25 protein-coding genes are annotated in these 25,486 nt (G+C 62.5%); 8 read left to right on the top strand and 17 right to left on the bottom strand.

The window, feature by feature from the left end:
- Window positions 1–202: 202 nt before the first annotated feature.
- The gene (locus ACNFBR_RS13215) at window positions 203–1,948 is read left to right on the top strand and encodes a BCCT family transporter (RefSeq protein WP_416735307.1); all 1,746 of its coding nucleotides are present in this window, start codon (window positions 203–205) and stop codon (window positions 1,946–1,948) included.
- Window positions 1,949–2,061: 113 nt separating this feature from the next.
- Here ACNFBR_RS13215 and ACNFBR_RS13210 read toward each other — a convergent pair whose 3' ends face one another.
- Both ACNFBR_RS13210 and ACNFBR_RS13205 read right to left on the bottom strand, forming a co-directional pair.
- A complete protein-coding gene (locus tag ACNFBR_RS13210; protein ID WP_416735306.1) occupies window positions 2,062–2,541 on the bottom strand; it encodes a VOC family protein in 480 nt (159 codons plus the stop codon).
- A gap of 131 nt (window positions 2,542–2,672) precedes the next feature.
- Window positions 2,673–4,016, bottom strand: a complete 1,344-nt coding sequence (locus tag ACNFBR_RS13205; protein WP_416735305.1) for an OprD family porin — start codon at window positions 4,014–4,016, stop codon at window positions 2,673–2,675.
- A 270-nt stretch (window positions 4,017–4,286) separates the two neighbouring features.
- Here ACNFBR_RS13205 and ACNFBR_RS13200 point away from each other — a divergent pair, with 270 nt between their 5' ends.
- Window positions 4,287–4,937, top strand: a complete 651-nt coding sequence (locus ACNFBR_RS13200) for a TIGR04211 family SH3 domain-containing protein (RefSeq protein WP_416735304.1) — start codon at window positions 4,287–4,289, stop codon at window positions 4,935–4,937.
- Window positions 4,938–5,085: 148 nt separating this feature from the next.
- Here the strand turns inward: ACNFBR_RS13200 and ACNFBR_RS13195 are convergent, their stop codons facing one another.
- Complete coding sequence (locus tag ACNFBR_RS13195; RefSeq protein ID WP_416735303.1) at window positions 5,086–5,358, bottom strand: hypothetical protein; 273 nt, start codon at window positions 5,356–5,358, stop codon at window positions 5,086–5,088.
- Window positions 5,359–5,452: 94 nt separating this feature from the next.
- Window positions 5,453–6,373 (bottom strand): LysR family transcriptional regulator, encoded by a 921-nt coding sequence (locus ACNFBR_RS13190; RefSeq protein WP_416735302.1) that lies wholly within the window; start codon window positions 6,371–6,373, stop codon window positions 5,453–5,455.
- A 124-nt stretch (window positions 6,374–6,497) separates the two neighbouring features.
- On the opposite strand from ACNFBR_RS13190, the gene ACNFBR_RS13185 reads away from it, so the two are divergent.
- Entirely contained in the window at window positions 6,498–7,232 is a 735-nt protein-coding gene (locus ACNFBR_RS13185) for an SDR family NAD(P)-dependent oxidoreductase (RefSeq protein ID WP_416735301.1), read from the top strand.
- A gap of 18 nt (window positions 7,233–7,250) precedes the next feature.
- Window positions 7,251–7,457: a tautomerase family protein gene (locus tag ACNFBR_RS13180; RefSeq protein ID WP_416735300.1), complete on the top strand. Its 207-nt coding sequence runs from the start codon at window positions 7,251–7,253 to the stop codon at window positions 7,455–7,457.
- Window positions 7,458–7,480: 23 nt separating this feature from the next.
- Here the strand turns inward: ACNFBR_RS13180 and ACNFBR_RS13175 are convergent, their stop codons facing one another.
- A complete protein-coding gene (locus ACNFBR_RS13175; RefSeq protein WP_416735299.1) occupies window positions 7,481–8,362 on the bottom strand; it encodes a LysR family transcriptional regulator in 882 nt (293 codons plus the stop codon).
- A 107-nt stretch (window positions 8,363–8,469) separates the two neighbouring features.
- On the opposite strand from ACNFBR_RS13175, the gene argC reads away from it, so the two are divergent.
- Together argC and ACNFBR_RS13165 are read left to right on the top strand one after the other, a co-directional pair.
- Window positions 8,470–9,411, top strand: a complete 942-nt coding sequence (gene argC, locus ACNFBR_RS13170; RefSeq protein WP_416735298.1) for an N-acetyl-gamma-glutamyl-phosphate reductase — start codon at window positions 8,470–8,472, stop codon at window positions 9,409–9,411.
- 80 nt (window positions 9,412–9,491) lie between these two features.
- Window positions 9,492–10,178: a GNAT family N-acetyltransferase gene (locus ACNFBR_RS13165; RefSeq protein ID WP_416735297.1), complete on the top strand. Its 687-nt coding sequence runs from the start codon at window positions 9,492–9,494 to the stop codon at window positions 10,176–10,178.
- Window positions 10,179–10,288: 110 nt separating this feature from the next.
- Here the strand turns inward: ACNFBR_RS13165 and ACNFBR_RS13160 are convergent, their stop codons facing one another.
- The 5 genes from ACNFBR_RS13160 to ACNFBR_RS13140 all read right to left on the bottom strand — a co-directional run bounded on the left by ACNFBR_RS13160 (window position 10,289) and on the right by ACNFBR_RS13140 (window position 14,755).
- Window positions 10,289–11,044 carry an ABC transporter permease gene (locus ACNFBR_RS13160; RefSeq protein ID WP_416735296.1) on the bottom strand — a complete coding sequence of 252 codons (756 nt, stop codon included), beginning with the start codon at window positions 11,042–11,044 and terminating at the stop codon, window positions 10,289–10,291.
- Window positions 11,044–12,249: an ABC transporter substrate-binding protein gene (locus ACNFBR_RS13155; RefSeq protein WP_416735295.1), complete on the bottom strand. Its 1,206-nt coding sequence runs from the start codon at window positions 12,247–12,249 to the stop codon at window positions 11,044–11,046. The genes ACNFBR_RS13160 and ACNFBR_RS13155 overlap by 1 nt, the downstream gene beginning before the upstream one ends.
- On the bottom strand, window positions 12,236–13,057 hold the full coding sequence (locus tag ACNFBR_RS13150; RefSeq protein ID WP_416735294.1) for an ABC transporter ATP-binding protein: 822 nt from the start codon (window positions 13,055–13,057) through the stop codon (window positions 12,236–12,238). Before ACNFBR_RS13150 ends, ACNFBR_RS13155 begins: the two co-directional genes overlap by 14 nt.
- A complete protein-coding gene (locus tag ACNFBR_RS13145; protein WP_416735293.1) occupies window positions 13,054–14,118 on the bottom strand; it encodes an acyl-CoA dehydrogenase family protein in 1,065 nt (354 codons plus the stop codon). The genes ACNFBR_RS13150 and ACNFBR_RS13145 overlap by 4 nt, the downstream gene beginning before the upstream one ends.
- Before the next feature lie 76 nt (window positions 14,119–14,194).
- Window positions 14,195–14,755 (bottom strand): carboxymuconolactone decarboxylase family protein, encoded by a 561-nt coding sequence (locus tag ACNFBR_RS13140; RefSeq protein WP_416735292.1) that lies wholly within the window; start codon window positions 14,753–14,755, stop codon window positions 14,195–14,197.
- A gap of 102 nt (window positions 14,756–14,857) precedes the next feature.
- On the opposite strand from ACNFBR_RS13140, the gene ACNFBR_RS13135 reads away from it, so the two are divergent.
- On the top strand, window positions 14,858–15,769 hold the full coding sequence (locus ACNFBR_RS13135) for an AraC family transcriptional regulator (protein WP_416735291.1): 912 nt from the start codon (window positions 14,858–14,860) through the stop codon (window positions 15,767–15,769).
- Window positions 15,770–15,778: 9 nt separating this feature from the next.
- Here the strand turns inward: ACNFBR_RS13135 and ACNFBR_RS13130 are convergent, their stop codons facing one another.
- The 7 genes from ACNFBR_RS13130 to ACNFBR_RS13100 all read right to left on the bottom strand — a co-directional run bounded on the left by ACNFBR_RS13130 (window position 15,779) and on the right by ACNFBR_RS13100 (window position 24,100).
- Window positions 15,779–16,318 carry an RrF2 family transcriptional regulator gene (locus ACNFBR_RS13130; RefSeq protein WP_416735290.1) on the bottom strand — a complete coding sequence of 180 codons (540 nt, stop codon included), beginning with the start codon at window positions 16,316–16,318 and terminating at the stop codon, window positions 15,779–15,781.
- A gap of 94 nt (window positions 16,319–16,412) precedes the next feature.
- Window positions 16,413–17,531, bottom strand: coding sequence for a succinylglutamate desuccinylase/aspartoacylase family protein (locus ACNFBR_RS13125; RefSeq protein ID WP_416735289.1), 1,119 nt, complete (start codon window positions 17,529–17,531; stop codon window positions 16,413–16,415).
- Between the two features lie 180 nt (window positions 17,532–17,711).
- Window positions 17,712–18,965, bottom strand: coding sequence for an OprD family porin (locus ACNFBR_RS13120; RefSeq protein ID WP_416735288.1), 1,254 nt, complete (start codon window positions 18,963–18,965; stop codon window positions 17,712–17,714).
- Window positions 18,966–19,072: 107 nt separating this feature from the next.
- Window positions 19,073–20,716: an ABC transporter ATP-binding protein gene (locus ACNFBR_RS13115; protein WP_416735287.1), complete on the bottom strand. Its 1,644-nt coding sequence runs from the start codon at window positions 20,714–20,716 to the stop codon at window positions 19,073–19,075.
- 2 nt (window positions 20,717–20,718) lie between these two features.
- Window positions 20,719–21,603 carry an ABC transporter permease gene (locus ACNFBR_RS13110; RefSeq protein ID WP_416735286.1) on the bottom strand — a complete coding sequence of 295 codons (885 nt, stop codon included), beginning with the start codon at window positions 21,601–21,603 and terminating at the stop codon, window positions 20,719–20,721.
- Window positions 21,600–22,541, bottom strand: a complete 942-nt coding sequence (locus ACNFBR_RS13105) for an ABC transporter permease (protein WP_416735285.1) — start codon at window positions 22,539–22,541, stop codon at window positions 21,600–21,602. The genes ACNFBR_RS13110 and ACNFBR_RS13105 overlap by 4 nt, the downstream gene beginning before the upstream one ends.
- Before the next feature lie 2 nt (window positions 22,542–22,543).
- Entirely contained in the window at window positions 22,544–24,100 is a 1,557-nt protein-coding gene (locus tag ACNFBR_RS13100) for an ABC transporter substrate-binding protein (protein WP_416735284.1), read from the bottom strand.
- Between the two features lie 450 nt (window positions 24,101–24,550).
- Between ACNFBR_RS13100 and ACNFBR_RS13095 the strand changes: the two genes are divergently transcribed.
- Entirely contained in the window at window positions 24,551–25,468 is a 918-nt protein-coding gene (locus ACNFBR_RS13095; RefSeq protein ID WP_416735283.1) for a LysR substrate-binding domain-containing protein, read from the top strand.
- The last annotated feature ends 18 nt before the right edge of the window (window positions 25,469–25,486 follow it).

The raw sequence follows: 25,486 nt of genomic DNA, 5'->3' as shown, positions 1-25,486 counted from the left end.
AAGGGCCACTGCCTCCAGAACTAAAAGTATTTGCCAAGTCGCGCAATGGACGCCCCACGGCGTTATGGGGACATGAGCCGCCGTTTCCTGCGCAGGATAATCGCGCCAGCACTCCACCCCGCCGAGACCGTCAGCGAGCTCGGTAGCCCACACAACAAAAAGCCTGCGCGCGCAGGTAAACCACAAAGGGGCCTCATCATTCATGGCAAAGGAACACATCAGCGAAACACTCGATCTTGGCGTGACAGACCCCTCGAAAACCGCGGAAGCCCGCCAGGACCGGCATTTCGAGGGCAAGCTCGACTGGATCGTCTTTGGTTTCACCAGCCTCCTGGCCATCGCCTTCGTGCTCTGGGGCTTCCTCAACCAGGCCAGCCTGGCCAGCAGCGCCTCCAGCGCGCAATCCTGGGTCATTCTCAATTTCGGCTGGTTTTTCGTGCTCACCTCTACCCTGTTCGTGGTGTTCGTACTGTGGCTGGCCGCCAGTCGTTACGGGCGGGTGCCGCTGGGCCGTGATGGCGAACAGCCAGAGTTTCGCACGGTGTCCTGGGTAGCAATGATGTTCAGTGCCGGCATGGGCATCGGCCTGATGTTCTTCGGCGTTGCCGAGCCACTGTCGCACTACGTATCGCCGCCGCCCGGCTCGGCCAGCGGGCAGACCAGCGAAGCGATGCAAGTGGCGATGGCCACCACCCTGTTCCACTGGACCCTGCACCCCTGGGCCATGTACGCCATCGTCGGCCTGGTGATTGCCTACGGCACCTTCCGCCGTGGCCGTTCGCAGTTGATTTCCGCCGCCTTCCGACCACTGATCGGCAAGCACGCCAACGGCCCACTCGGCCGCCTGATCGACATGATGGCGATTTTCGCCACGCTGTTCGGCTCGGCCGCCTCGCTCGGCCTGGGGGCGCTGCAGATTGCCGGCGGCCTGGAGTACAACGGCTGGGTCGAAAGCCCCGGCAAGCTGTTCTACATCTCGATCATCACCCTGCTGACCATTGCCTTCGTCACCTCGGCGGTGTCGGGCATCGGCAAGGGCATCCAGTGGCTGTCCAACACCAACATGGTGCTGGCGCTGGTGCTGGCGGTGTTCGTGTTCATGGTCGGGCCGACCCTGCTGATGCTCAACCTGCTGCCGACCTCGCTCGGCATCTACATCAAGATGCTGCCGGAAATGATGGCCCGCACCAACGCCAGCGGCGGCGAGCAGATGAACAGCTGGCTGGCCGGCTGGACGGTGTTCTACTGGGCCTGGTGGATTTCCTGGACACCGTTCGTAGGCATGTTCATTGCCCGCATCAGCCGCGGCCGCACCATCCGCCAATTCGTCACCGGGGTGCTGCTGGTGCCGAGCCTGGTCAGCCTGGTGTGGTTCACCATCTTCGGCGGCGCCGCCATCGATGCCGTGCGCGAAGGCGCCTTGCAGCTGGCCAACGGCGCGGTCAACAGCAACCACGCGCTGTACCAGTTGCTGGACAGCTACCCGCTGGCCTCGGCAACCTCGGTACTGGTGATGATCCTGGTGGGCATCTTCTTCGTCTCCGGTGCCGACGCCGCCTCGCTGGTGATGGGCACGCTGTCGGAGCACGGCACCACCTCCCCCTCGCGGCGCACGGTGATTTTCTGGGGCGCGCTGACCGGTACGGTGGCGGCGATCATGCTGGCGATCGGCGACCCGCGTGATCCTGGCGAGGCGCTGACCGGGCTGCAGAACCTGACCATCGTCGTGGCCTTGCCGTTCGTGGTGGTGATGGTGCTGCTGTGCCTGGCGCTGTACCGCGACCTGCGCAAGGACCCGATGATGCTGCGTCATCTGCGCGGCAACGAACTGATCGAAAAAGCCGTGCTGTATGGGGCGGTGAAGCATGGCGAGGAGTTCTACATCGTGGTGCAGGAGAAGAAGGCATCGGTGAAGGCAGCGGCAGAGGCCGAAGTTGCCGGCAACTGACCCAACGCGGCAAATCTGCGAAGAGGCCGGCAGGGCTAAAGATCATCTTTGGCTGCAATGGCCTCTTCGCAGCGCAAGGCTGCTCCTACAGATTCCGCGCGTGCCTTGCTGCATCAGCCCTTCAATGCCGCTTCTATCTTGGCCACATCGATCTTGCCCATCTGCATCATGGCCTCGAACGCCCGTTTGGCCGCCGCCCGGTCGGGGTGGCCGATGGCTTCGATGAGGATGCGGGGCGTGATCTGCCACGATATCCCCCATTTGTCCTTGCACCAGCCACACACGCTGGCCTCGCCACCATTGTCGACAATGGCATCCCACAAGCGGTCGGTCTCGGCCTGGTCCGCCGTACTCACCTGGAACGAAAACGCCTCGCAATGCTTGAAGGTCGAACCACCGTTGAGCCCGACGCAAGGTATGCCCATGACCGTGAACTCCACGGTGATCACATCGCCCTGCTTGCCTGAAGGGTAATCGCCGGGCGCCTGATGCACCGCGACCACCCGGCTGTCGGGGAACGTTTGGGCATAGAAGTTCGCCGCCTCTTCGGCATCGTGGTCATACCACAGGCAGATGGTGTTCTTGGCAGTCATGGTCCTGGCTCCATGAAAGGGTGTGAACCCTTGAGTCTAGCCGTAACCTTGAGCCGAAAAAAAAAGCGCCCCCTGCGGAGCGCCAAAACATCCACCCAAACCAAAGGAGCAATAAAGCTGCCAAGGTGAATTCACAGGATCGACAACGGGTACTCCACGATCAGCCGCACTTCGTCCAGGTCCGACTCGAACGCTGTGGCCCGGGTGGTGGCCTGACGCACGCGCAATGACAGGTCTTTGGCCGCACCGGTCTGCACCACGTACTTGACCTCGATGTCACGTTCCCAGCGTTTCTGGTCGGTCAGCGGGTTGCCGTCGCCGTCGCGGCGCATGTAAGTGGCGTTGGCGTTGGTGTAATCGGCGTCGGTACCCTTGCCGTAACGCGTCATGAACGACAGCCCAGGCACGCCGTAAGCGGCCATGTTCAGGTCATAACGCAGCATCCACGAACGCTCCTTGGGCGAGTTGAAGTCGCTGTACTGGATGGAGTTGTCGAGGAAGATCGAGTCGGATTGGCGCAGGTAGTCGAAGTCATCGTCGCCGTTGTTGCGCTGGTGAGTCAGAGCCAGGGTGTGCGCACCAAAACGCACGCCGACCTTGGCGCTCCAGATGTCATTGTCGAAGGCGCCCAGCCGCTGCTGCCCTTCGTCAACCGCCTTGTAATAGTTGAAACCGCCAAGCAGAGCCAGCTCATCGCTCAACGGCCAGCTCAGGCTGGTGCCGGCGTAGTACTGGTTCCACACATCCTTGAGCCGGCTGCTGAACAGGCTGACGCTGACGTGTTCATTGAGCGTGTAGTCACCACCGCCATAGGCGATCCACGGCGAATCGACCGGGCCGCCGTAGAAGGTCACGAAGTTTTCCCGCAGGTCGCTGGACATCGGTTGGCTCATGGCGTGCAAACGCCCGGCCTGCAAGGTCAGGTCCTTGATGCTGGTGTTCTCCAGGGTCACGCCACGGAAGCTTTCCGGCAGTAGCCGCGAGTCGCCTGCCGCCACCACCGGGTTGGCCGGGAACACATCGCCCACCTTCAGTACCGTGTCGAACAGGCGCACCTTGGCCGCGCCACCTACCTTGGTGTATTCGTCACGGGCCTGGCCGTCACGGTCAACCGGCATTACATCGAAAGAGCTGCGCCCGCCATTGCGCCCGCCGCCGGTGTCGAGCTTGAGGCCAAGCATGGCGAACGCATCCAGGCCGACACCGACAGTACCCTGGGTGAAGCCCGACTCGAAGCGGGTAATCACGGCGTGAGCCCAAGCTTCGGAGTAGCCGTTGTCAGGTTGCTTGTTGGGGTTGTGCGTGGGGGCGGCGGAATCGCGGTTGTCGCGGTTGAAGTAGAAATTGCGGTTGAGCACGCTGAGGGTACTGCCCTCGATAAAGCCCTCAGCGCTTTCTTCTGCGGCCATGGCCTGGTTGCCAACGCTGGCCAGTGCCAGGCAAGCCGCCAGTTTCAGGGGTGATCTGCAGGTCATCCGATGCTCCTTGAACGTCGCATTTGTTGTTATGTCGGCGGGCCGAGATTGACGGCCGGCAGATAACGCCAAGGTGATCGGCGCATTACAATTGCGTCATCGGCAACCCAGCGCTCTGGAGTGGCTCCTGCAACATCCTGCAGACATTTCCGACATGAGGTAGTGAACCTGCCTACAAAAAAGCGGTCTTTCGCTGACGGTCAACTCACCGACCGGTTCATCGGCCCAGTCACCGGGCCTACTTTTGTCCTGTTTCAGCGAAGACCCAACATGCCCGATTCCCGCCCAATTGCTTCCGCCCTCCCTGCCCTGCGCGGTGGCCTGATTGCCGCCCTGGTGGCGCTTGCCGCACCGGCGCACGCCGAAGAGCCTGCCAGCGATGCACGCTGGGTCAGCGACAGCCTGAGCACCTACGTGCGCAGCGGCCCGACCGATGGCCACCGCATTGTCGGCACGCTCAAGTCTGGGCAGAAACTGACCTTGATCGGTAGCCAGGGCAACTACAGCCAAGTGCGCGGGCAAAACGGCGATGTGGTGTGGATCCTCAGCAACGACCTGCAGGCGGTACCCGGGCAAAACGAGCGACTGCCAATGCTCGATGCCCAGGTGACGGAGCTGACCGGGCAGTTGAAGACCATCGACGACAGCTGGAAAAGCCGCGTGCAGGGCATGCAGGAAACGCTTGATTCGCGCAAGCAACTGATCGACGAGCTGGAGGCGCGCAACAAGGCACTGAACGAGCAGTTGGACCAGAGCCAGTCGCAGCTGCGCGATACCCAGGCACGCCTGGGGGATGAGAACAAACAGGTGATGATGCGCTACATGGTGTATGGCGGCAGCATTGCCGGCGCAGGCTTGCTGGCGGGGCTGATCCTGCCGGCGCTGACCCGTGGGCGCAAGAAGAACGATCGCTGGTTCTAACCAGTGGCGATGCCAAGGCAAGCGCAGGACCTGTAGGAGCAGCCTTGTGCTGCGAAGAGGCCGGTAGGGCAAACGATCATCTTCGGCTGCAAGGGCCTCTTCGCAGCACAAGGCTGCTCCTACCGGGCGATGCGGTAGCCTGAAGGCATTACTTGCTACGCGCCTTGTTGTAGATGGTCTTGGCTTGGTCCGCTGAGGCCTGGCACTGAGCCATATCGCCCTTGCTCTGAGCATCCTTGGCATTTTGCAGGTGGACTTTGAAGTCGTGGGCCATGCCGCCATGCATCGCCTGACCACTGGCTTTGTGGAAATCCTCAAGCTCTTTGATCTTGGCCGCACAATTGCCCGCAGGGTCTGCGTGTGCGGCAAAACTGAGGATGGAGGCAATCACCAGCAAGGGTACGCATTTAATGGGTTTCATGGAGCGTTCTCCTGGAAAACCGTAAGGTTCGTCGAGGCCTATTCGGCTCGGCGCAGCCAAAAGCATAGTCGGCCCATGCCCGCCCCGCACCCACTCAGCCCAGTGGTAGCCCGGCCTCGGCGAACAGGAAATCGATGAACACCCGCACCCGCAACGGCATGTGCCGGGCCTGCGGGTAGATCAACATGAATGGCCGGGAGGTGCCGCCAAACGCCGTGAGCACCTCCACCAGTTCGCCGCTGGCCAGTGCGTCTTGCACCGTAAAGCGGTAAGCCTGCATCAATCCGCCGCCATGGCGCACCAGCGTGGCCGTGGCCAGAAAGTCGCCCAGGCAGGTGAGCGCTCCCTGCGTTTCGACTTCCACCTGACGGCCATCCTGGCGAAAGCTCCACGGCGGACGGCGGCCACTGCTGGGCATTTCGAACTGGATACACTCGTGCTGCTGCAAGTCCTGCGGCACCTGCGGCATGCCGGCACGGGCCAGGTAGCCAGGCGTGGCCACCACCACCAGTTCGGCATCCTCCAGGCGGCGTGCCACCAGCCGCGAATCGGCCGGCTCGCGGCCACGAATGGCCAGGTCGAACGGCTCTTCGGAAAAATCCACATTGCGGTTGCTGACATGCACATCCACCCGCACCTGCGGGTAGCGCTGGCGAAAGCGCGGTAGCAGCGGCAATAACCGGTGATGGGCATAGGGCGTGGGCGCGCTGATGCGCAATAGGCCACTCGGTTCAACCTGCCCGCCCGTCACCTGGCGTTCGGCTTCCACCAGTTGCCCCAACGCCTGCCGGCATTGCAGGTAATACGCCTGCCCCGCCGCGGACAGGCGCATCTGCCGCGTGGTACGGACGAACAAGCGTACCCCGAGGCGTTCCTCCAGGCGCGCCACGCTGCGGCTGACCGCCGCCGGGGTGACACCGGCTTGCGTGGCGGCAGCTGTGAAGCTGCCGCAGTCGGCAGCCAGGCAGAACAATTCCAGGCTACCCAACTGCAAGTCATCGAAGTGGCGGATCATGACGGCTCTATTGATTACATGATGTATCGATTGAAATGCCTTACGCCTTATTTTTCAAGCGCTGGTAGCGGCCTACAGTGTCGTCACACCGAGCCGATGGCTCATTTCACTGGGGACCAAGCACATGAACAAGCCACGTACCGTCATCATCACCGGGGCCTCCAGCGGCCTGGGTTTCGCGCTGGCCGAGGCATTCCTCGAGCGCGGCGACAACGTCGTCGGTAATGCCCGCAGCCAGGCTCGCCTGGAGCAGGCAGCCGCCCGTCTCGGCAACCCATCGCGCTTCATTGCCGTAGCCGGTGACATCGCTGAGCCGGAAACAGCACGGCAGCTGTTCGCCAGCGCTGTACAAGCCTTTGGCGGCGTCGACATCCTGGTCAACAACGCCGGCATTTTCATTGCCAAACCGTTTGCCGAATACACCCCGACCGATGTCGACGCGCTGGTCGCCACCAACCTCAAGGGCTTCTTCTACCCAGCCCAGGAAGCGGCGCGGATCATGACCAGCCAAGGGCACGGGCACATCATCGCCATCACGGCCTCCATCGCCCTGCAACCGGATACCCGCGTGCCCGCCCTGTTGCCGGTGTTGGTCAAAGGGGGCCTGAACCAGGCGGTCAAAGGCCTGGCGCTGGAGCTGGCGGCCAGCGGTGTGCAGGTGAATGCCGTGGCGCCAGGGATCATAGAAACACCGCTGCATGGCGGCAATGTGCAGGGGATGGGCGCGCTGTCGCCAAGTGGCCGCACCGGCTCGCCGCAGGACGTGGTGGACTCGGTGCTGTACCTGGCCGACTCACGCTTCGTCAGCGGCGTGATCCTACCCGTGGATGGCGGTAGCACCGCTGGCACATGGCACTGATCTGGGGAGCGAGCAACCATGCCTTATGTTCATATTCGTGTGACCGATGAAGGGGTAACCGCCGAACACAAGCGGCAGTTGATCGAGCAGACCACCCGCATGCTGCAGCAGGTGCTGGGCAAGCCACCGGCCAGTACCTTCGTAGTGATCGAGGAGGTACCGACCGATAACTGGGGTGTAGGTGGGGAAACAGTGACCGCAGTCCGGGCGCAAGCACGCAGGTGAAACCTGGGGCTGCACAGCAGCCCCTATTGCCGCAACCGTTCCAACGCGTGCAACACATACCCCGTGGCCCGTTCCACCTGCCCTTCCCGGAAGGCAATTCCCAACTGCCGCCACAAGCCCGGCCGCAACGGCCGGCGGGCAATGCGCCGGTCCAGCTCGGCGGCCTCCCCCTCCTGCGGCAACAGCGTCGCCCCGTACCCGGCACCGACCAGGCTCTTGATCGCGTCGTTGTAGTTCAGCTCGATGCGCGGCTCGGGGTATAACCCCGCTGCCGCGAACCACTCACCAGTCACCCGCGACAGCTGGGTAGTGCTGTCGTTGAGAATCAGCGCCCGTTGCGCCAGCCAGGCCGGCGTGACCCTGGCCGGTGGCTGCCAGTCGACCGGCACATAGGCCAGAATCGGGTCGCGCCGCCAGGGGGTGACCATCAGCCCTTTGCCGGCGACCTGCGGCAAGGCCACCAGGCCGATATCCAGCGTGCCCTCACGCAGGCGCATGAGCGACGCATGGGAGGTCAGCACCTGAACCTGCACGTCGATACCCGGGTGCTCCACGCGCAGACGCTCCAGTGCCTGTGGCAGCAAATGGGCGATGGCACCGGTGGAGGCGCCCAGGCGCACCCGCCCAGTCAACCCTTCGACCTGCCGGCGTACCTCGTCCAGCGCCAGGTCGGCGTCCGCCAGCAGGCGGCGGGCACGCGCCAGCAGTGTTTCGCCAATGGCCGTAGGCCGCACCTGGCCGCGAGTGCGGGTGAGCAACGGGGCGCCGATACGCGCCTCCAGCTCGGCCACGTGCAGGCTGATGGTGGGCGGCGCCAGGTTGAGCTGGCGGGCGGCCTCGGCAAAAGAACCCAGGTCGGTGATGACCACCAACGTGCGCAGGCGGTCGAGGCTAATTTCGCGCATGGTCAGAATCATTCAGAAAAAATGAACATGTTGGTCATCATATTCAAATTTTCATTAGCAACGCCACAGGCGAGCATAGGCCATCCTTCCCCGACCGGACTCCAACCATGCACACCCCTGTTGTCTTTATCGACGGCGACCAAGGCACCACTGGCCTGCAGATCCATGCCCGCCTGCAAGGTCGCAGCGACCTGCGCCTGCTGACGCTGCCCGAGGCCGAGCGCAAAGACCCGCAACGCCGCCGCGAGGCGATCAACAGTGCCGATATCGCGCTGCTGTGCCTGCCCGACGATGCCGCACGTGAGGCCGTGGCGACAATCCACAATCGGCAAGTGCGGGTGATCGACGCCAGCTCCGCACACCGCACCACACCTCGCTGGGACTATGGCCTGCCGGAACTTGACGAGCAGCAAGCCGAGCGTATCGCCAACAGCAAGCGGGTCAGCAACCCTGGTTGTTACCCCACCGGCGCCATCGCCTTGCTACGACCGCTGGTCAAGGCTGGCCTGCTACCTGCAGATTACCCGCTGAACATCCATGCCATCTCCGGCTACTCCGGCGGTGGTCGAGCAGCCGTCGAGCGGCATGAACAGCCAGGCGCAGGCAAAGCCCCTGCCCTGCAGCTGTATGGCCTGGAACTGGCGCACAAGCACGTGCCGGAGATCCAGCGGTACGCGGGGCTGACGACGCGGCCGATGTTCATGCCCGGCTACGGCGCCTACCGCCAAGGTATCGTGCTGAGCATTCCATTGCAGTTACGCCTGTTGCCTGGGCAAATCAGTGCGCAGCAACTGCAAGACTGCCTGGAGCAGCATTACCAAGGGGCCCGCCACGTTCAGGTAATGCCCCTGCATCAGCAGGGCCCTGCGGCAAACCTCGACCCCGAAGCACTGAACGACAGCAACGACCTGCGCTTGGCGCTGTACGCCAACCCCGAACATGGCCAGGTCCTGCTGACCGCGGTGTTCGACAACCTGGGCAAAGGCGCCTCGGGAGCGGCGGTGCAAAACCTCGACCTGATGCTCGGTGCATTTCAGGCACAAGGCTGATAGCGCAAAACCGGTTAGACTGTACAACCCGCGCCAATACGGCACGGGTTGTATTCCCACCCGCCGGAGCCCGCCCCCCGATGTTCATCCTGAGCCGCCTAGACAGCGTGCCGCCCGAATCATTCCAGAACCAGATCCGCGAGCTGGTCATCCATAATGTCGGCGATTTGAGCAGTGTCGCCATCACGGCCGACAACCCGCTGTACCCGCTGTACCAGTACGGTGTCGGCATGGAGGTGCACCAGTACCTGCAAGCGCTGGACGGTACTCGCGGCCTGGCCGTGGCACTGACCCTGGCGCTGGATGCCGAAGCGCCGGACCAGTTGCTGGGCTTCGCCTTGTCGCTGCCGGCCGAGGACGATGTACAGGCCTGTGCACTGGCATTCCTGGCCGTGCGCGCCAGCCATCGCCGGCAGGGCATCGCCCGCGCCCTGCTGGGCGACCTGCAGGCACGCCATGCCTGTGTGGAACTGGATGCGTTTGCCAGCCAGGTGCCGTGGTTCGAGGCCATGGGCATGCAGGTGGTGGCCGCCAATGGCCCGCAGGTGCTGATGAGCAGCACCGGGCAGGCCAGCGGCGCCTTGATCGGGCGGTTGGACATTGCGCCGATTTATCAGACGACTGAGGTGCTGCAGATACATACCTACCTGCTTAATCAGCAGGGAGAGGATGCGATGATCGAGGCGGAACAGATGCGCGACGAGCGGCTGGACGAGTTGGCCGTTCAAGCCCAGGAATGCGTGCGACAGCGCAAGACGGTGCATTGATTTGAGGGCTTCTTCGCGGGCTTGCCCGCTCCCACAGGAATACTAAAAGGCCCGAGGGCGGTGAATTACCTGTGGGAGTGGGCAAGCCCGCGAAGAGGCCTCATTGGCCGTCAACCATGCACCCAGCGCCGATGCAGCCCACGCGCCAGAGCATCCAGCACGAACCCCAGCACGCCGATCAGCAGCACCATCGCCATCAGTTCGGAGTACGCCAGCCGGTCGCGGGTATCAAGAATGAAATAGCCAAGCCCCGCACTCACGCCCAGCATTTCGCACGGCACCAGCACGATCCACAGTATGCCGATGGCCAGACGCACCCCGGTCAGCACATGGCCAATCACCCCCGGCACGATCACCTTGCACAAGGTTTCCCAGCGCGTGGCGCTCAGGCTGCGGCTCAGTTGCAGCCAGCGTGGGTCCAGTTGCCGCACCCCTGCCGCCGTGTTGAGCAAGATCGGCCACAACGCGGCAAACGCCAGCAGGAAGTAGATTGGCTGGTCCCCCACGCCCATCAGCATCACCACCACCGGCATCCATGACAATGGCGAGATCATGCGCAGGAACTGGAACGCCGGCGTGGTCGCCGCCTCCAGGTGCCGGTAGCTGCCCACCAGCAAGCCCAACGGTACACCGATGAGCAACGCCAGCAGCAGGCCGACCAGAATACGCTTCAGGCTTACCCAGATATGCCCATAGACCTCGCCCTGCCCCAGCAGCTCGACCAGACTGGCGAGGGTTGCAGCCGGCGAAAAACGCGCCGACAGGCCATCGGCCTGACCAAACACTGCAACACCGGCCCACCACAACAGCAACAAGGCCAACAAACCCGCCAGCCCAAGGCCGGCATGTACGACATGCGTGCGCATCAGACCGCAAACTCCTCGCTACGCTCGAAGTTGTCGGCAATGCCGAACACCGACGGGCCACCCAGCGCAGCGATGGCATTGCGCACGAAACGATCGTCGACCAGGTCGCGAGCGGTCTGGGCCGGGTCCAACCCGGCAAGGAAGGCGTTGTCACCTTCGATCAGGGTGGTTTTCAGGCGCTTGACCAGCTCTTCGGTGTAACTCGGGAACGGGTATGGCTGGAAGTCGATGCGCTTTTCGTCCCACTGCTGATGGCGAATGGCGCCACTGGCAATGTAGCCGGCACGGTCTTCGGCGCCCGGCGCCAGCACCTTGGTCAGTACCGCAGGCTCGTGCGGGGTGTACTTGTTGGGGCCAGCCTTGGACAACAGAGCGGCGGCTTCGGCGCGGTGCTCGCGGGTCCAGTGCTGGGCCTTGACGATGGCGTTGACCACCTTTTGCGACCACTCCGGGCGGTTGTTCAGGTCATGTTCGTGCATGAACACCACACAGCAGGCGTGGTTGCGCCAGACATCGCCGGTAAAGCGCTGCACGCGGCCAACCTTGAGGTTCTCGGCCAGGGCGTTGAACGGCTCGGCGACGATGTAACCGGCAATGCGCTTGCTGGCCAGGGCGGGTGGCATATCGGACGGCGGCAGCACCAGCAGGTTGACTTCGTGGGCAGCCAGCTGCGCATTGGCCGGTTTTGCAACCGGCGTCAGGCCGTTGTCGTTGAGCATCTGTTGCAACACCACATTGTGGATCGAGTACCAGAATGGGATGGCCACGGTCTTGCCACCGAGCTGCTTCATGTCGGTGATATCGGGCGCCACGGTCAGGCCCGAACCGCCCACGTGGTTCCAGGCCACCACTTTGGCCGGCACCTTGCTGCCGTAGCGCGCCCATACGGTCATCGGCGACAGCAGGTGAATGACGTTGACCTGGCCGGAGATGAACGCTTCGATCACCTGCGCCCAGCTGCGCAGCAGCACCGGGCGTTCGGCCTTGATCCCTTCGGCTTCGAACAAACCGTTGTTATGCGCCACCAGCAGCGGCGTGGCGTCGGTAATCGGCAGGTAGCCGATACGCACCGGCGCGTCCGGTTCGGCAGCGGCACGGGCCTGCAAGCTCGCCAGCATTGGCAACGCACCGGCCGCCGTGAGCATGGCGCCGAGTTTGAGAAAATCACGACGCGAAGAAGAGGAACAGCAGTCATCCATGCACATGGACAGCCTCCGAGGGCAACGAGGTTGGGGTAGGTTCGACTGTGCGGCTTGCCCGCCGAAGGGTTTTGAGAATTTCGATGCGCAGGGCGCCCAGCTCTTCGACCCGCTGCGCGCGTGGTTGCGGCAGGCCAATGTGCCACTGGCCAAGGACATGCGCTGGGTGGTTGCCCAGTAGCAGGACCCGGTCGGACAGCAGCAGGGCTTCGTCGATATCGTGGGTGATCAGTACCGCCGCCGTGTTATGGGTGGCGATCAGTTGCAGCAGCAATTGCTGCATGTCGGCCCGGGTCACTTCATCCAGCGCGCCGAAGGGTTCGTCCAGCAACAGGACTTCAGGCTGGCGAGCCAGGCAGCGGGCCAACGCGGTACGCTGGGCCATGCCGCCAGACAACTGCGCCGGGTACTGGCCACGGGCGTGGGTCAGGCCCACGGCGGCAATCGCATGCTCGATACGGGCACGTCGCTCGGCAGCAGCCAGCTTGGGCTGGCGGGCGAAGTCCAGGCCGAATGCGACGTTTTTTTCCAGGCTCAGCCAGGGCAGCAGGCTGGGGTCCTGAAAGGCCACCGCCAGGCGCGGATGCGGCCCCTGCAGCGGCTGGCCGTGCAGCCTTACGCTGCCGCCACGGGGCTGTTGCAGGCCTGCCAGCACCCGCAGCAGGCTGGACTTGCCGACGCCACTAGGGCCAAGGATGCTCACCACTTCACCCGGCGCCAGCTGCAGGTCGAACTGCGCCAGTACCTGTTGCCAACCACCCTCGCGCGGGTAGCCCAGGCTGATGTCGCAGGCTTCCAGCAACACTGCGCTCATGCAGCGCCCGCCTGACGTTGCAGCTCGGCGCGCAGCTGCACCAGGCTGGGCGTGACGATCGGCACGAACGCCGATTCACGCCAGCGGCGGGCAAACCCTTCGCCAAATTCACTGAGGTAAGCCTTGCCGCCGCTGGCCTGCAATTCCAGCTGCACCGCGTCTGCGGCACTTTCGGCCAAGGTGATGCGCAGTTTGAACAAAGCCGCTGGCTGCTGCTGGAAGCGGCCTTCGAGCAGGCCCTGCTTGAGTTCGCTGACGGTATTCTCCAGGCGCTCGCTGAGCACCTGGCGGGCCTCGTCGAGGAACGAGGCGCGGCCATGCAGGTGCGCCTGAACTTCTTCCAGCGCCCGTCGCGCCAGGCCGATGGCCATGCCGCACTGCAACGCCAGGAATGCCGGGCGTACCCGTGGCAGGAATTCGCGGGCATTTTCATGCAGCAGCCAGTCACGCGCCAGCGGCACCTGGTGAAAAGCCAGTGCTGCCGTGTTGCTTGACTGCAACCCCATCAGTTGCAAATCGTCAGAGCGCTCCAGGCCCTGGGCGTCGGAAGGAATGGCCAGCACGAACGGCGAGCCACCGGCTTCATCTTCGATGGCCGCCGCCACCACGAAGCCGCTTTTGCGCAGGTTGGTCACCCAGTGCAGGCGGCCTTCCAGGTGCCAGCCGTCGGCTGCCGGACGGCCACGCACCTGCAGGGCTTCGATGCCAGACAAGAACTTCATGGCATTGGACAACCCGGTGGCGCCGGCCAGTTCGCCAGTCAACAGACGCGGCAGCAGGCGCTCGCGCAGGGCTTGGTTGGGGCTTTGCAACAGGTATTCGATGAAGGCACGCTGGCCCCAGCAGACGAAAGCCGCAGCCAACGAGCGGCTGGCAATGGCGGCAATGGCCTCGACCGCGTCGGTTACCTGCCCGCCCGTGCCACCCAGCGACGGGTCGACACCGATGCGCAACAGCTGCGACTCGGCGATTTGCGCCAACACCTGCTGTGGTTCGCACAGGCCCCGGTCGATGGCCTCGGCATTGGCATCCAGCCAGTGTCGAAATGCACAATCTTGCATGGTCTTGCTCCTTTGAGTACGCCGGGGCCGCTCTGCGGCCCATTCGCGGCACGAGGCCGCTCCTACAACGACCGCTTTACGCAGAAGGCTGCCAGCGGTATTTGCCAAGCTCGTCGTTGAGTGGCGTCTGGGCAAAGACATTAGCAAAGTTGCACAGGGTTGCGAGGCTTACGCCAAGAATCACCTCCAGCGCGTTGCCTTCGCTAAAGCCCGCTTCGCGGAAGGCCTGGTAGGTGCCTTCGCCGACATTGCCGCGGGTGGCGATCACTTCGCGGGCAAAGGCGGCCAGGGTTTCGTAACGGGCGTCGGGCAGTTCACCACGGGCCCGCAGGGCATCGACCACCTCCTGCGGCAGCTTGGCCTTGTTCAGCGCCACAGCCGTGTGGCCGGCCACGCAGAAATCACAACCATGCTGGGTGGCGGCAATCAGTTGCACCACTTCGCGCTCGGCCAGGCTCAAGTCGGATTTGCCATTGAGCGCCGAGACGGTCACGTAGGTTTCCAGCGCTGCCGGGGCGTTGGCCAGCACGCCCAGCAGGTTGGGGATGAAGCCGGAATTCTTCTGGGCATTCTCGAGGAACGGGCGTGCGGCTTCCGGGGCGCTCTGCAGGGTGTGTAAAGTAATGCGCGAGGACATGAAGTGGTCTCCTTTGATGAGGGTCACTACAGTCTGTTGGTTATAAGAATTACCCTCCATATTCATCAGTCGCCTTTCCTTGCTCCTGAGTCTTTGCATTAGATGATTTCGTCCAGCCACCTTGTCGATTGGTTATTAGAAAGCCTGGAGCTCGATGCCAGCCTGTTCCACGTGGGCCGCTACTGTGGCGGCTGGCATGCCAGCACCCAGGGCATGGGCCGGGCCAGCTTCCACCTGGTGGTGCAGGGGCAGTGCTGGCTGCACATCGATGGCCAGGCGCAACCGGTGCGGCTGGAACAGGGCGATGCGGTGTTCTTGTTGCGCGACCTGGCCTATCGCTTGTCCAGCGACCAGGACCCGGTCGACGCCTGCGCCCAACCGCGCCAGGTCATGCAGGCACTGGACAGCGAGGCCAACGACGGCGTTGGGCTGGTCTGTGGCTTCTTCCATTTTCAACCAGGCCTGTCTTCGCTGATTGTCGAGGGCCTGGCGGACTGGATATTGCTGCGCGCCGAAGACCCCGCCGGCAGTGCGGCACGGGCGCTGTTCGGGCTGATCCTGGACGAGTGCCGGCGCGACGCCGGCCCCTCACAGCCGCTACTGGAGCGTCTGACCCACCTGCTGTTTCTGTATGTACTCCGCCAACAAGTGCACGCCGGCCAGTCGCTGGGCGGGCTGGTTGCCCTCGCCCGTCAGCCGGCGTTTGCCGGGTTGCTGGAGCAATTGATCGAACAGCCGGGGCAAGCCTGGACATTGGAAAGCATGGCCGCGTGCACTGGCTTGTCTCGGTCGGCGTTTTTCAAGCGTTTCAGCGAACTGGCCGGGCAGTCGCCGGGGCAAGTGCTGCTGGCGTTGCGCATGCGCCATGCCAGCCAGTTGCTGCAGGCGGGGCATACCGTGGAGCAGGTGGGCGCGCAGGTGGGGTATCAGTCGGTGGCGGCGTTTACCCGGGCGTTCGCCAAGGCAGTGGGGATTCAGCCTGGGGCGTATCGCCGGCAGCATGAGGGGCGCTGATCGCCAGGCTTAGACCTGATTGACTGGTATATCCCCTGCCCCTTTACCCTCACGCCGCTCACCCATCCAGGCATCGACCTGCTGCCCGAACTCGGCCGGAGCCTTGCGCCCGAAGCGCATCGCCAACGCCAGAACCGTCTGCTGCGCCAATGCCTCTTCCATACGCTTCTGCGCGTTCAGCATCACGGCATGGATCGCACAGGTGCCTTCGGTCGCCCAACCCGGCGGCGAGCCGTCGAAGAGGCTGCAACGCTCACGCACCTCGCGGCAATCGAAGATTTTCTTCGGCCCGTCGATGGCTTTGACGATATCCAGCACGGTGATTTCAGCCGCCGGCCGCGCCAGCCGGAAACCGCCACGCACGCCTTCGGTGGCGACCACCAGCCCGGCACGGGCCAGCTTGGTGAAGACCTTGGCCAGGTATTCCTGCGGCACGCCCTGCAACTCGGCCAGGTCGCGCACGCTGGAATCCCGGGATTCACCGCGTTCATCCACCAGGAACAGCAGGCAATGGATGCCGTATTCGACGCCAGCACTGTACAGCGACATATCAATCTCCGACCAATCTTGTCGCAAATTCTACGCTGTTCGCTCAGCCCTTGCAAAACCAGGCCCCACTTGTCACGAACCGTTGGCGTGCCTTTCAGGCCCCCAGAAGCTTGCCGGTGCGGATCGGCACCGGGCCGGAAACCCGCCCGAGGGGATCACCCGGTTTGACATAGCGAATCTCGCGACGCATGTAGAGCACGCCAGTGGTGTTGCTGTTGAGCGTGGTCGTTTCACCGCTCAGAGGGTCGACGATGTCGAACAGCGCCTGGCCGCTTTGCACGTGGCTGCCCACGGCAACACGGTGCACCAAAATGCCGGCCGACCGGGCAAAGAACTGCTCACTGCCGGACAGTGGTGTCGCCGGGTTGAGCAAAGGCGGCAGAGGTGACGGCGTCCCTTCGATGGCACCGCGATGGGTCAGGTACTCGATGATCGCGGCGGCATCGCGCTCGGCAACCTCATAGGAGACATCGCGCTGCCCGCGATGCTCTACCGTTACCGCGACCGTGCCATTGGGAATCGGGAACAGGTCACCGAAACGTCGTTGCAGATGGGTCCACAGCAGGCACAGCGCTTCGTCGAAGGAGTAACCCTGGGAGTCGTTGGCCAACAGGGAAACCTGCGCCCCCAGGTAGCGCGACAACGGCTCCACTTCACTCCATACCTCTTCGCCGGTATACAGGTGCATCGTCGCTTCGCGGGAGCAATGCAGATCGAGCACCACATCGGCATCGTGGGCCAGCAACATCAACCTGCGTTGCAGCGAGGTGTATTCATCCACCGGGTCCCAGGCCGTCAGGCACTCGCCCCAGGCGCTGCGAACCACCTCGCGGTTGCGGTCGATGTCCTGCCCCAGAGCACCTTCGATCTTCTGTGCGATCTCCAGGTGATGAACCGGGAAATTGCGGTTGTAGTTACGTCCACTGCCCAGCTCGAAACGGCCACTCAGCGCGCCCATGACGTACTGGCTCAGCCCCGGCGGATTGGCCACGGCCACCAGAACGATTTCGTCCTTGAGCCGATTGGCCGTTTCCAAGGCGGCCAGGTGCCGACGCAAAAGCGTGGCTACCAGCATGGCCGGCGTCTCGTCAGCGTGCAGCGCTGCCTGGATGTAAACCTTGCGACCTTGCCCGATCGGTCCGTAATGTTCGCTGACGATGTGTCGATTGCTGCCGTGTGTCGCTTGAAGCAATACGTGTTCACGATGTTCCATAGGTAAAGCTCTCAAATTCAAGAGTGAGACGGCCACTGGGGCAATCATAAAGAGACGCTCTGATTCGCCGTAAGGGCGGCCCCGGCGATCTCGATCGGTGAAACCGATCAGCAAGCGCCCATGGCGGTACCACCATCAGCCAGGCGCGAAACACCCGGGTGACGGTGGCATCGGCAGCGACTACCAGAGGGCCAGGGTGTAACCGAGGATGAAGCGGTTTTCGTTGGTGTCGTTGTAGTAGTTGCCCTTGTTCTGCGCGTTACGCCAACGCACCGAAACACCTTTCAACGGTCCGCTCTGCACGACATAGGAAATATCGAGATCCCGTTCCCACTCGCGTCCCTCGCCGTCGAAGCCGATGATCTCGGCCTGATCGCCTTTGGCGTAACGCGTGGAGAAGAGCAAACCCGGCACACCAAGCGCTGCGAAGTCATAGTCATAACGCGCATGCCACGCGCGCTCTTTGGTCTGCGAAAAGTTACCCAGCTGGTATTCGGTGAACAGGTACGTGACCGCGCCGTCGACGTAGGTAAACGGTGTGCTGCCCAGTTGTTTCTGGTAGCCGCCGCCAATGCTGTGTCCGCCCCAGCTCCAGGTCAGCCGGGTACTCAATGCGCGGTTGTCGACCTTGCCGGCCAGGCCGGAGCCATCTTCATCGGCATCGAAATAGCGCACGTCGGTTTTCACCGTTCCGGCACCGAGGGCAAAGCTGTTTTTCAGGCCGACATAATGCTGACCGTAAATGTCTTCCAACTGCGCGTAGTGGTAGCTCACGAGAGTGTTGGGGGTGAGTTTGTAATCGCCGCCACCGTAGCGGAACCGATCACTGGACGCGGTACTCTTGTAGGCCTTGTTCTGCGCCGTCAGGCGCATGTCTTCGTAGTCGGTGGAGTCCCGATCCTTGAACTGATCGAGCTGACCCAGGCTCAAGGTCAGATCCTTGAGGTCGTTGGAAATGAGCTGCGTACCGCTGAACGACTGCGGGAACAACCGGCTGGTATTGGGCTGCAGCGTCGGCAAGTTGGGCACCAGGTACCCCACTCGCAGTTCACTCTTGGCAAGGCGTGCCTTGCCGGTCACGCCAAGCTTGGAGTACTCATCGTAAGCACGCTTGTCACTGCCACGGTTAAGCAAACCGGTACCCGAACGATCGGGGCTGGAGTCGAGCTTTATTCCCAGCATGCCGACAGTGTCCACACCAAAACCCACGACGCCTTCGGTGTACCCGGACTTCACGTCGAGGATGAAACCTTGCGCCCACTCTTCACGCTTGGACTGCGTAGCGTCTTCGCGGTAATCACGGTTGAAGTAATAGTTCTTCATGTCCAGCGACGCGCTGCTGTCCTTGAAGAACTCGGCCTGGGCCATGCCCGGGATACAGCCGGTACCGACAACGCTAAGGCCGGTCATTAATTGAGTCAGGGATTTTTTCATATTGTTGGCTCCTGGCAGATCAATGGGTTGAAGAATGTTGTTTTTTGGGCATGGCTTCGCCGTTCGCGCAAATCATCGATTTGCGCGATGCGGTCACTGTTGTCGGGTTACATCACGGCAACGGCGGGCCTTGGCCGAATGCGATAACCACCGCCGGCCAGCTTTTCCAGAGGGCTGGCCGCAGCCAGTAGTTTTCGTGTGTAAGGGTGTTGCGGGCGATCGAAGATTTCCTCGCGGGTGCCCACCTCGACGACCTTCCCCTGGCTCATGACCGCGACCCGATGGGCAATGCGCTCGACCGCTGCCAGGTCGTGGGAGATGAACAGGCAGGCAAAGCCATACTGCGCCTGCAGCCGCTCGAACAACTCCAGGATCTGCTTCTGGATGGTCATGTCCAGCGCCGAAATCGGCTCGTCGGCGATCACCAACCGAGGGTGGCGCACCAGCGCACGGCCGATTGCTACGCGCTGGCGTTGACCGCCCGAAAGTTGATGCGGGAAGCGGTCGACGAAATGCTCGGCCAGGCCCACGTCGATCAAGGTCTTGCGAACGCGTTCGTGCCGTTGCTGCGCGTCGAGGCGGTGCTCGTGACGCAGGGGCTCGGCGAGGATTTCGCCGATTTTCATTCGTGGGTCCAGGGAAGAAAACGGGTCCTGGAAAATCATCTGGCATTGCAGACGGTGTTCGCGGTTGCCCGCCTTGAGAATATCGACCCCTTCGAAACGAATGGCCCCTTCGCAAGGGCGCACCAGCCCGACCACCGCGCGCCCGAGGGTGGTCTTGCCCGACCCGCTGCCCCCCACCAGCGCCAGGGTCTCACCCGGTGCGATGGTCAAGCTGGCTGAATGCACCACCCGCTTGTATTGGCTACGGCCCCAGAAATTGCGCGGCCCTGGATGTTCGATGCAAACGCCCTCTACTTCCAGCAGCGGGCGCTCGCTCGGTGGCAGCGGCACCAGGTCGCCGCGTCGAGGCAAGGCCTCCAGCAACTGTCGGGTGTACTCGGCCTGCGGGGCCAGCAAAATGCGTTCGATGCTGCCCTGCTCCACTGCCCGACCGTCGCGCATGACCACCACCTTGTGGGCATAGCGCGCGACCAGCGACAGATCGTGGCTGATGAACAGAATCGCCGTGGATTGCTCGCGGGTCAGGTCCAGCATCAGCTTGAGCACGTCCAGCTGTGCCAGGCAATCGAGCGCAGTGGTCGGTTCATCGGCAATCAGCAGCGCCGGGCGCAGCAACATCACCGAAGCCAGCATGATGCGTTGGCGCATGCCGCCTGAGAATTCATGGGGGTAAGCCGCCAGGCAGCGCTCGGCGTCGGCGATGCCAATATGGCCAAGCATCTTCAGGGAGCGCTGGCGGATTTCTTCTTCGCACAGGTCGGTGTGCAAGCGCAAACCTTCCGCCATTTGCTGGCCGATGGTCAGCGATGGATTCAGCGAGACCATCGGCTCCTGAAACACCATGCCAATCTTCGCTCCGCGGATCTTGCGCAATGCTTCGGGCGTCAATGCATTGAGGTCCTGGCCCTGGAAGCGCACCGCGCCACCGCACTGTTCCAGCGGTGGCGGCAGCAAGCCGATAGCCGCGCGTGCCGCCATGGTCTTGCCACTGCCGGACTCACCCACCAACGCAACGATTTCACCGGGGGCGATGGTGAAACTCAGATCGTCCACGGCCAGCGAGCCTTCCGGGCCAACCCGAATCTTCAGGTTTTCCACGGCCAACAAATTATCGGTTGCCGCCATGATCATTTCCTCATCCGCGGGTCGAGGCGATCGCGCAGCGCATCGCCAGAAAGGTTGAAGGCCAACAACGACAGGGCAATCAAAACGCCGGGAAACAACCCGAGCCAGCTGGCGGTGGCGATGTAAGGGCGGCTCGCTGCAAGCATGTTGCCCCAGGTTGCGGCCGGTGGCGGGACACCGAGGCCGAGGAAGCTCAAGGCGCTTTCAGCGAGAATGGCCCAGCCGAACATGCTGGTGGCGAGCACGCAGATTGGCGCCACGCAATTGGGCGCGATGTGCCGCAGCATGGTGTAAAGCTCCGAGTTACCGATCACGCGGGAGGCTTCAACGAACTCTTTCTCACGCAGCGACAACACGCTGCCGCGCACCACACGAACCACCGACGGTGTGTACGCCAGGCTCAACGCGAGCACGATGCCATACAGGCTCGGGCCGATGATCGCCATCAAGCCAAGCGCCAGCAGGATGCCGGGGAATGCCAGCAAGGCATCGTTGATCATCATCAGGATGCGGTCGACCCAGCCGCGCATGAACCCCGCGAGCAGCCCCAGGAAAGTACCGGCGATGACGGCCAGGCTGACCGTGAGCCAGCTGATCCAGAGGCTGGTGTGCGCACCGATCATCAAGCGGCTGAGCACATCGCGGCCGTATTCGTCGGTGCCCAGCCAATGCTGAAATGAAGGCGCCTGCAAACGTGCCATCAGGTTCAGCGCCAAAGGGTCGGACGGAGTCCACACCAGCCCCAGCAGCGCCATGGCGATCAACAGTACGAGCAGCCCGCCACCGATCATGCCGTTCAAGGGCATCCGGCTGCGTGAGCGCCGACGCGGTGTGGCGACTGGCGGTACAGGCACGAAACAAGGAGGAGAAGAAACGGGCTTGTTCATAGCTTGACCCTGGGATCGAAGAGCGGATAAAGGAGATCGACCAACAAGTTGACGAGCACGTAGACGAAGGTCACCAGCAGCAGACAGCCCTGCAACACTGGGTAATCCCGTGCATAGATCGAGTCGACCATCAGGCGGCCGAGGCCCGGCAAGGTGAACACGGTTTCCAGGACCGCAATGCCGCCTAGCAGGTTGCCGAGGATCAAGCCGATCAACGTCAGCGTGGGGGCAAAGGCATTGCGCAAGGCGTGGCGCCACAACACCGCACGCTCGGAAAGGCCCTTGGCCCGAGCATGGGTGATGTACTCCAACCGCAGCACTTCGACGGCGCTGGCGCGCGCCATGCGGGTAATCGCGCCAAGTTCGACCAGGGTCAAGGTGACGATGGGCAAGACGATGTAACTGAGCGCCTGCCACGGGTTATCGCTGAACGCGACATAACCCACCACCGGCAACCAACCCAGCTTGATGCCAAAGCCATACAACAGCAGTAGCCCCAACCAGAAGCTGGGGATCGATAGCAGCAAAGTCGCGCCCGCCACGACACCCAAGTCCAGCCCGCTGTTCTGCTTCCAGGCCGCCAACAAACCCAACGGCACGGCGATCAGGGCCGCGATCAATACCGACACCAGCACGATGCTGGCACTGACGCTGAAGCGATCGAGGAGCAATGGCAACACAGCCTGATTGGTGGTGATGGAGAAACCCAGGTCACCACTGAACACTGCTTTTAGCCAGATCACGAACTGCATCACCATGGGCTGGTCCAGCCCAAGTGCCTCACGGGTTGCCGCCAGGCTCTGGGCGTCGGCCATATCACCCAGCATGAGCAGTGCCGGATCACCTGGGACCATGCGAATGATCGCGAATACCATCAAGGAGATGAGTAACAGCGTCGGCAGCGACATGGCCAACCGTTGCAGAATGAACCGCATCATGATCAGGATTTCCCCGCTTGAAGATTGACGGTCCACAACCGAGGTTTCGAGACCGGCCACGGACGAAGCCCTTGTACATAATCGCGGTGCGCCGAGATCGAGTTGCCGTTGTACATCACGATCAGCGGCACATCCTCGATCATCTGCCGATGCAGTTGATCGAACAGCACCTGGCGCTTGGCCGGGTCCGATTCACGCATGGCCTCGGCCAGCCACTCCCGGGCTTTCGGGTTATCCCAGACTTTGCGCGGCTCCTTGTCCTTGTCACCGGTGACCGAGTCAAAACTCAGTGCCGGGTCCAGTCGCTCGGAGTAAGGAAACGCCATCATCTGGTAGTTACCGGTCTGGTAACGCTCCAACTGAGTACCCCACTCCAGCGTCTCCAGTTCGAGATTGATCCCGCTCTCCTTGGCCATGGCCTGCGCGAATACGCCCATGTCGAAGATCGAGGGATAGCGTTTATTCACCAGCAGCTTGATCGGCTGACCTTTGTACCCGGCCTCGGCAAGCAGGCGACGGGCCTTCACCGGGTCATAGCCATACCCCTGGTCCTCCACTGCCTGATGGTATTCGCTGCCCACGGCGACCATCGACGGATTGGCCTTCGAACGGTTGTCGGTGAGCGCAGCGACAATTTGCGTGGTGTCCAGCGAGTAGGCGATCGCTTCGCGCAAACGCACATCCTTGAGGAGCGGGTCCCGGGTCTGGAACAACAACGCGCTGATCGACATGGTGCCACTGGAGGAAATCTTCACACGCGGGATCGACGCCAACTCGTTGGCATCCATCGGCGTGACATCCACCAGCATGTCGACATTTTTCGACAACAGCGCAGCCTTGGCTGCCGCAGGGTCGGGGATGACCATGAACTTGATTCGATCGAGCATGGTCGATTTGTTGCCGGTATAGCCATCGGGGCCGGCATCTTCACGCGGGGTGTAACCGGCAAAACGCAGCAGCTCGATCGATTGAGCCGGTTTCCACTCCCCCAGTTCGAACGGCCCAGTACCGATCGGTGCTTTCCAGGCACCGGCCACCACCGAGTCAGGGTGCAGGATGCCGCTGCCTCCACACTCCGGCAACGCCGAGCTGGCCAGGAAAAGCCCGCTAGGCTTGTCGAGCGTGAACACCACGGTCAAAGGATCGGGGGCCGAGATATCGACCACCTTGGTACCACCGCTGCCATCGAATGCACCGATGCAACGCCACTGGGTTTTCGGGTCCAGATAGCGGCGCCAGGTCCACAGTACCTCTGCGGCGGTCAACGGCGCACCATTTTGAAACTTCACGCCTTCACGCAAATGGAAGGTGTAGCGCAAGCCGTCTTCGGACACCTGTACATCCTTCGCCAGCATGGGCCCGACGCTGGCATCCTCGCGAAAGGCCACCAGGCCTTCGGTCAAGTGCAGCATCACCGCGTCCGAGTTGGTATCACGGTTGACACCAGGCTCGGTACTGCGAATGTCGGCGTTCAAGGCCACGGTCAACGTGTTATCCGCCCAAGCGTTGGCTGTCAGTGCGGCTGAGAGGCCGCCGGCCAGAAGAAAAGCTTTGTTCATATCAGGAACCTTTGGCTGTGGGCCCGGACGTTGGCAGGGCCTCAAGACGAAGGCGCGGCCGGGCACAGGATGATTGTTCTTGTTTTAACTCCGCCAGGCGTATGCCAGTGGAGGTGTCGTCGTTGTTGCTGTTGTTGTGGGGCGGGTTAAAGGCCCTTGATGCATCGGTCCGACGTGGTTCGCCGTGATGGAGGCAGATCTTAGAGGCGCGGTTAGCGGCTTGAGAAGAACGCACCAGCCGATCATGTTCGGTATTTCCGGCCACCCCTGTGGCCAGTCATCGACTATGCGAACCAAGTGCCCGCCGTTCGGGGGTTTGCGCAGTGACGAGGGGGGGTGATGGTTCATATTTACCGATCACGATCACCTGGAATGATAGGTTCGACAGGTATTCGTTCGGATAAGCTTCGATCAAATCGATCACCACTTTGCCCTAGAGGTCGCTGCTCCATGACGCTGGTTCATCTCCGTGCCTTTTGCTCGGTCGTCGAGAAAGGCAGCTTTCGTTCGGCGGCACGGCAACTGGGTGTTGCCCAGAGCACATTGACTCAATCGATACAAAGCCTGGAAAAAGAACTCGGGGTCATTCTACTGACACGCTCGAACCAAGGGATCACCCTGACGCCGGCAGGCGAAAGTTTCCTGATCAGGGCGCGGTCAATCACCTTGGACTGCGATCGGGCGCTGCAAGACATTCAGCAATGGAAAGGCGAACCTGAGGGGCAGATCGCCCTGGGCGTCACCTCCGAACCGTTGGCCGAGCTACTGATGCCTGTCTTCAGCAGCTTCACACGCAAGTTTCCAAAAGTGCAGGTTCACGTCGCCACGGGTTCGACGAAAATGCTGATCGAGAAGATCCGCGACGGCCGCCTCGATTTCGTCATGTGCCCACTGGCCCCCAACGTCACCGATATCGACCTGACGATCGAGCGCCTCTACCGTTCCGATGCCAGCATCATCGCCCGCAAGGGCCACCCTCAGGCACACGCCCGTTCGGTACGCGAGTTGACCGATTGTCAGTGGATTAGCGTACGGCCGGCAGGCGTGGTGGGCGGGGCCGAAAACCGCTTGATCGAATTGTTCAGGGCCGAAGGCCTGCCACCCCCGAAGATCGCCATCACCGCCGACTCGTTGCTGGAAATCCTGCACATCGTGTCCGAATCGGATTACCTGACCATCGAACCGCGCATGCTGCCCGGCATGAAACTGTTTTCTTCGTCGCTGATCACCATCCCGATCCGCGAGCCGTTGGCCTCGCGCGATGTTTGCCTGATCAGCCGTCGCAGCTCGCCGTTCACCCAGGTCACACAGGAGCTGACCAGCATGCTGATTTCTTATTCGCGCCTGGTCCACCGAGCCAAAGGCTGACCTGCGCAATTAGCTGTC

This window comes from Pseudomonas sp. NY11955 (assembly GCF_048068035.1).
Classification (GTDB): Bacteria; Pseudomonadota; Gammaproteobacteria; order Pseudomonadales; family Pseudomonadaceae; genus Aquipseudomonas.
This window is presented reverse-complemented; position numbering and strand designations above follow the sequence as displayed.

Excerpts from the sequence above, each read along its gene's own strand:
- ACNFBR_RS13185 (WP_416735301.1), top strand. The coding sequence starts at position 6,498 with ATGAACAAGCCACGTACCGTCATCATCACCGGGGCCTCCAGCGGCCTG.
- ACNFBR_RS13215 (WP_416735307.1), top strand. The coding sequence starts at position 203 with ATGGCAAAGGAACACATCAGCGAAACACTCGATCTTGGCGTGACAGAC.
- ACNFBR_RS13200 (WP_416735304.1), top strand. The coding sequence starts at position 4,287 with ATGCCCGATTCCCGCCCAATTGCTTCCGCCCTCCCTGCCCTGCGCGGT.
- ACNFBR_RS13160 (WP_416735296.1), bottom strand. The coding sequence starts at position 11,044 with ATGCGCACGCATGTCGTACATGCCGGCCTTGGGCTGGCGGGTTTGTTG.
- ACNFBR_RS13135 (WP_416735291.1), top strand. The coding sequence starts at position 14,858 with ATGATTTCGTCCAGCCACCTTGTCGATTGGTTATTAGAAAGCCTGGAG.
- ACNFBR_RS13110 (WP_416735286.1), bottom strand. The coding sequence starts at position 21,603 with ATGAACAAGCCCGTTTCTTCTCCTCCTTGTTTCGTGCCTGTACCGCCA.
- ACNFBR_RS13120 (WP_416735288.1), bottom strand. The coding sequence starts at position 18,965 with ATGAAAAAATCCCTGACTCAATTAATGACCGGCCTTAGCGTTGTCGGT.
- ACNFBR_RS13155 (WP_416735295.1), bottom strand. The coding sequence starts at position 12,249 with ATGTGCATGGATGACTGCTGTTCCTCTTCTTCGCGTCGTGATTTTCTC.
- ACNFBR_RS13210 (WP_416735306.1), bottom strand. The coding sequence starts at position 2,541 with ATGACTGCCAAGAACACCATCTGCCTGTGGTATGACCACGATGCCGAA.
- ACNFBR_RS13125 (WP_416735289.1), bottom strand. The coding sequence starts at position 17,531 with ATGGAACATCGTGAACACGTATTGCTTCAAGCGACACACGGCAGCAAT.
- ACNFBR_RS13105 (WP_416735285.1), bottom strand. The coding sequence starts at position 22,541 with ATGATGCGGTTCATTCTGCAACGGTTGGCCATGTCGCTGCCGACGCTG.
- ACNFBR_RS13175 (WP_416735299.1), bottom strand. The coding sequence starts at position 8,362 with ATGCGCGAAATTAGCCTCGACCGCCTGCGCACGTTGGTGGTCATCACC.
- ACNFBR_RS13115 (WP_416735287.1), bottom strand. The coding sequence starts at position 20,716 with ATGGCGGCAACCGATAATTTGTTGGCCGTGGAAAACCTGAAGATTCGG.
- argC (WP_416735298.1), top strand. The coding sequence starts at position 8,470 with ATGCACACCCCTGTTGTCTTTATCGACGGCGACCAAGGCACCACTGGC.
- ACNFBR_RS13150 (WP_416735294.1), bottom strand. The coding sequence starts at position 13,057 with ATGAGCGCAGTGTTGCTGGAAGCCTGCGACATCAGCCTGGGCTACCCG.
- ACNFBR_RS13100 (WP_416735284.1), bottom strand. The coding sequence starts at position 24,100 with ATGAACAAAGCTTTTCTTCTGGCCGGCGGCCTCTCAGCCGCACTGACA.
- ACNFBR_RS13140 (WP_416735292.1), bottom strand. The coding sequence starts at position 14,755 with ATGTCCTCGCGCATTACTTTACACACCCTGCAGAGCGCCCCGGAAGCC.
- ACNFBR_RS13095 (WP_416735283.1), top strand. The coding sequence starts at position 24,551 with ATGACGCTGGTTCATCTCCGTGCCTTTTGCTCGGTCGTCGAGAAAGGC.
- ACNFBR_RS13195 (WP_416735303.1), bottom strand. The coding sequence starts at position 5,358 with ATGAAACCCATTAAATGCGTACCCTTGCTGGTGATTGCCTCCATCCTC.
- ACNFBR_RS13190 (WP_416735302.1), bottom strand. The coding sequence starts at position 6,373 with ATGATCCGCCACTTCGATGACTTGCAGTTGGGTAGCCTGGAATTGTTC.
- ACNFBR_RS13205 (WP_416735305.1), bottom strand. The coding sequence starts at position 4,016 with ATGACCTGCAGATCACCCCTGAAACTGGCGGCTTGCCTGGCACTGGCC.
- ACNFBR_RS13165 (WP_416735297.1), top strand. The coding sequence starts at position 9,492 with ATGTTCATCCTGAGCCGCCTAGACAGCGTGCCGCCCGAATCATTCCAG.
- ACNFBR_RS13180 (WP_416735300.1), top strand. The coding sequence starts at position 7,251 with ATGCCTTATGTTCATATTCGTGTGACCGATGAAGGGGTAACCGCCGAA.
- ACNFBR_RS13145 (WP_416735293.1), bottom strand. The coding sequence starts at position 14,118 with ATGCAAGATTGTGCATTTCGACACTGGCTGGATGCCAATGCCGAGGCC.
- ACNFBR_RS13130 (WP_416735290.1), bottom strand. The coding sequence starts at position 16,318 with ATGTCGCTGTACAGTGCTGGCGTCGAATACGGCATCCATTGCCTGCTG.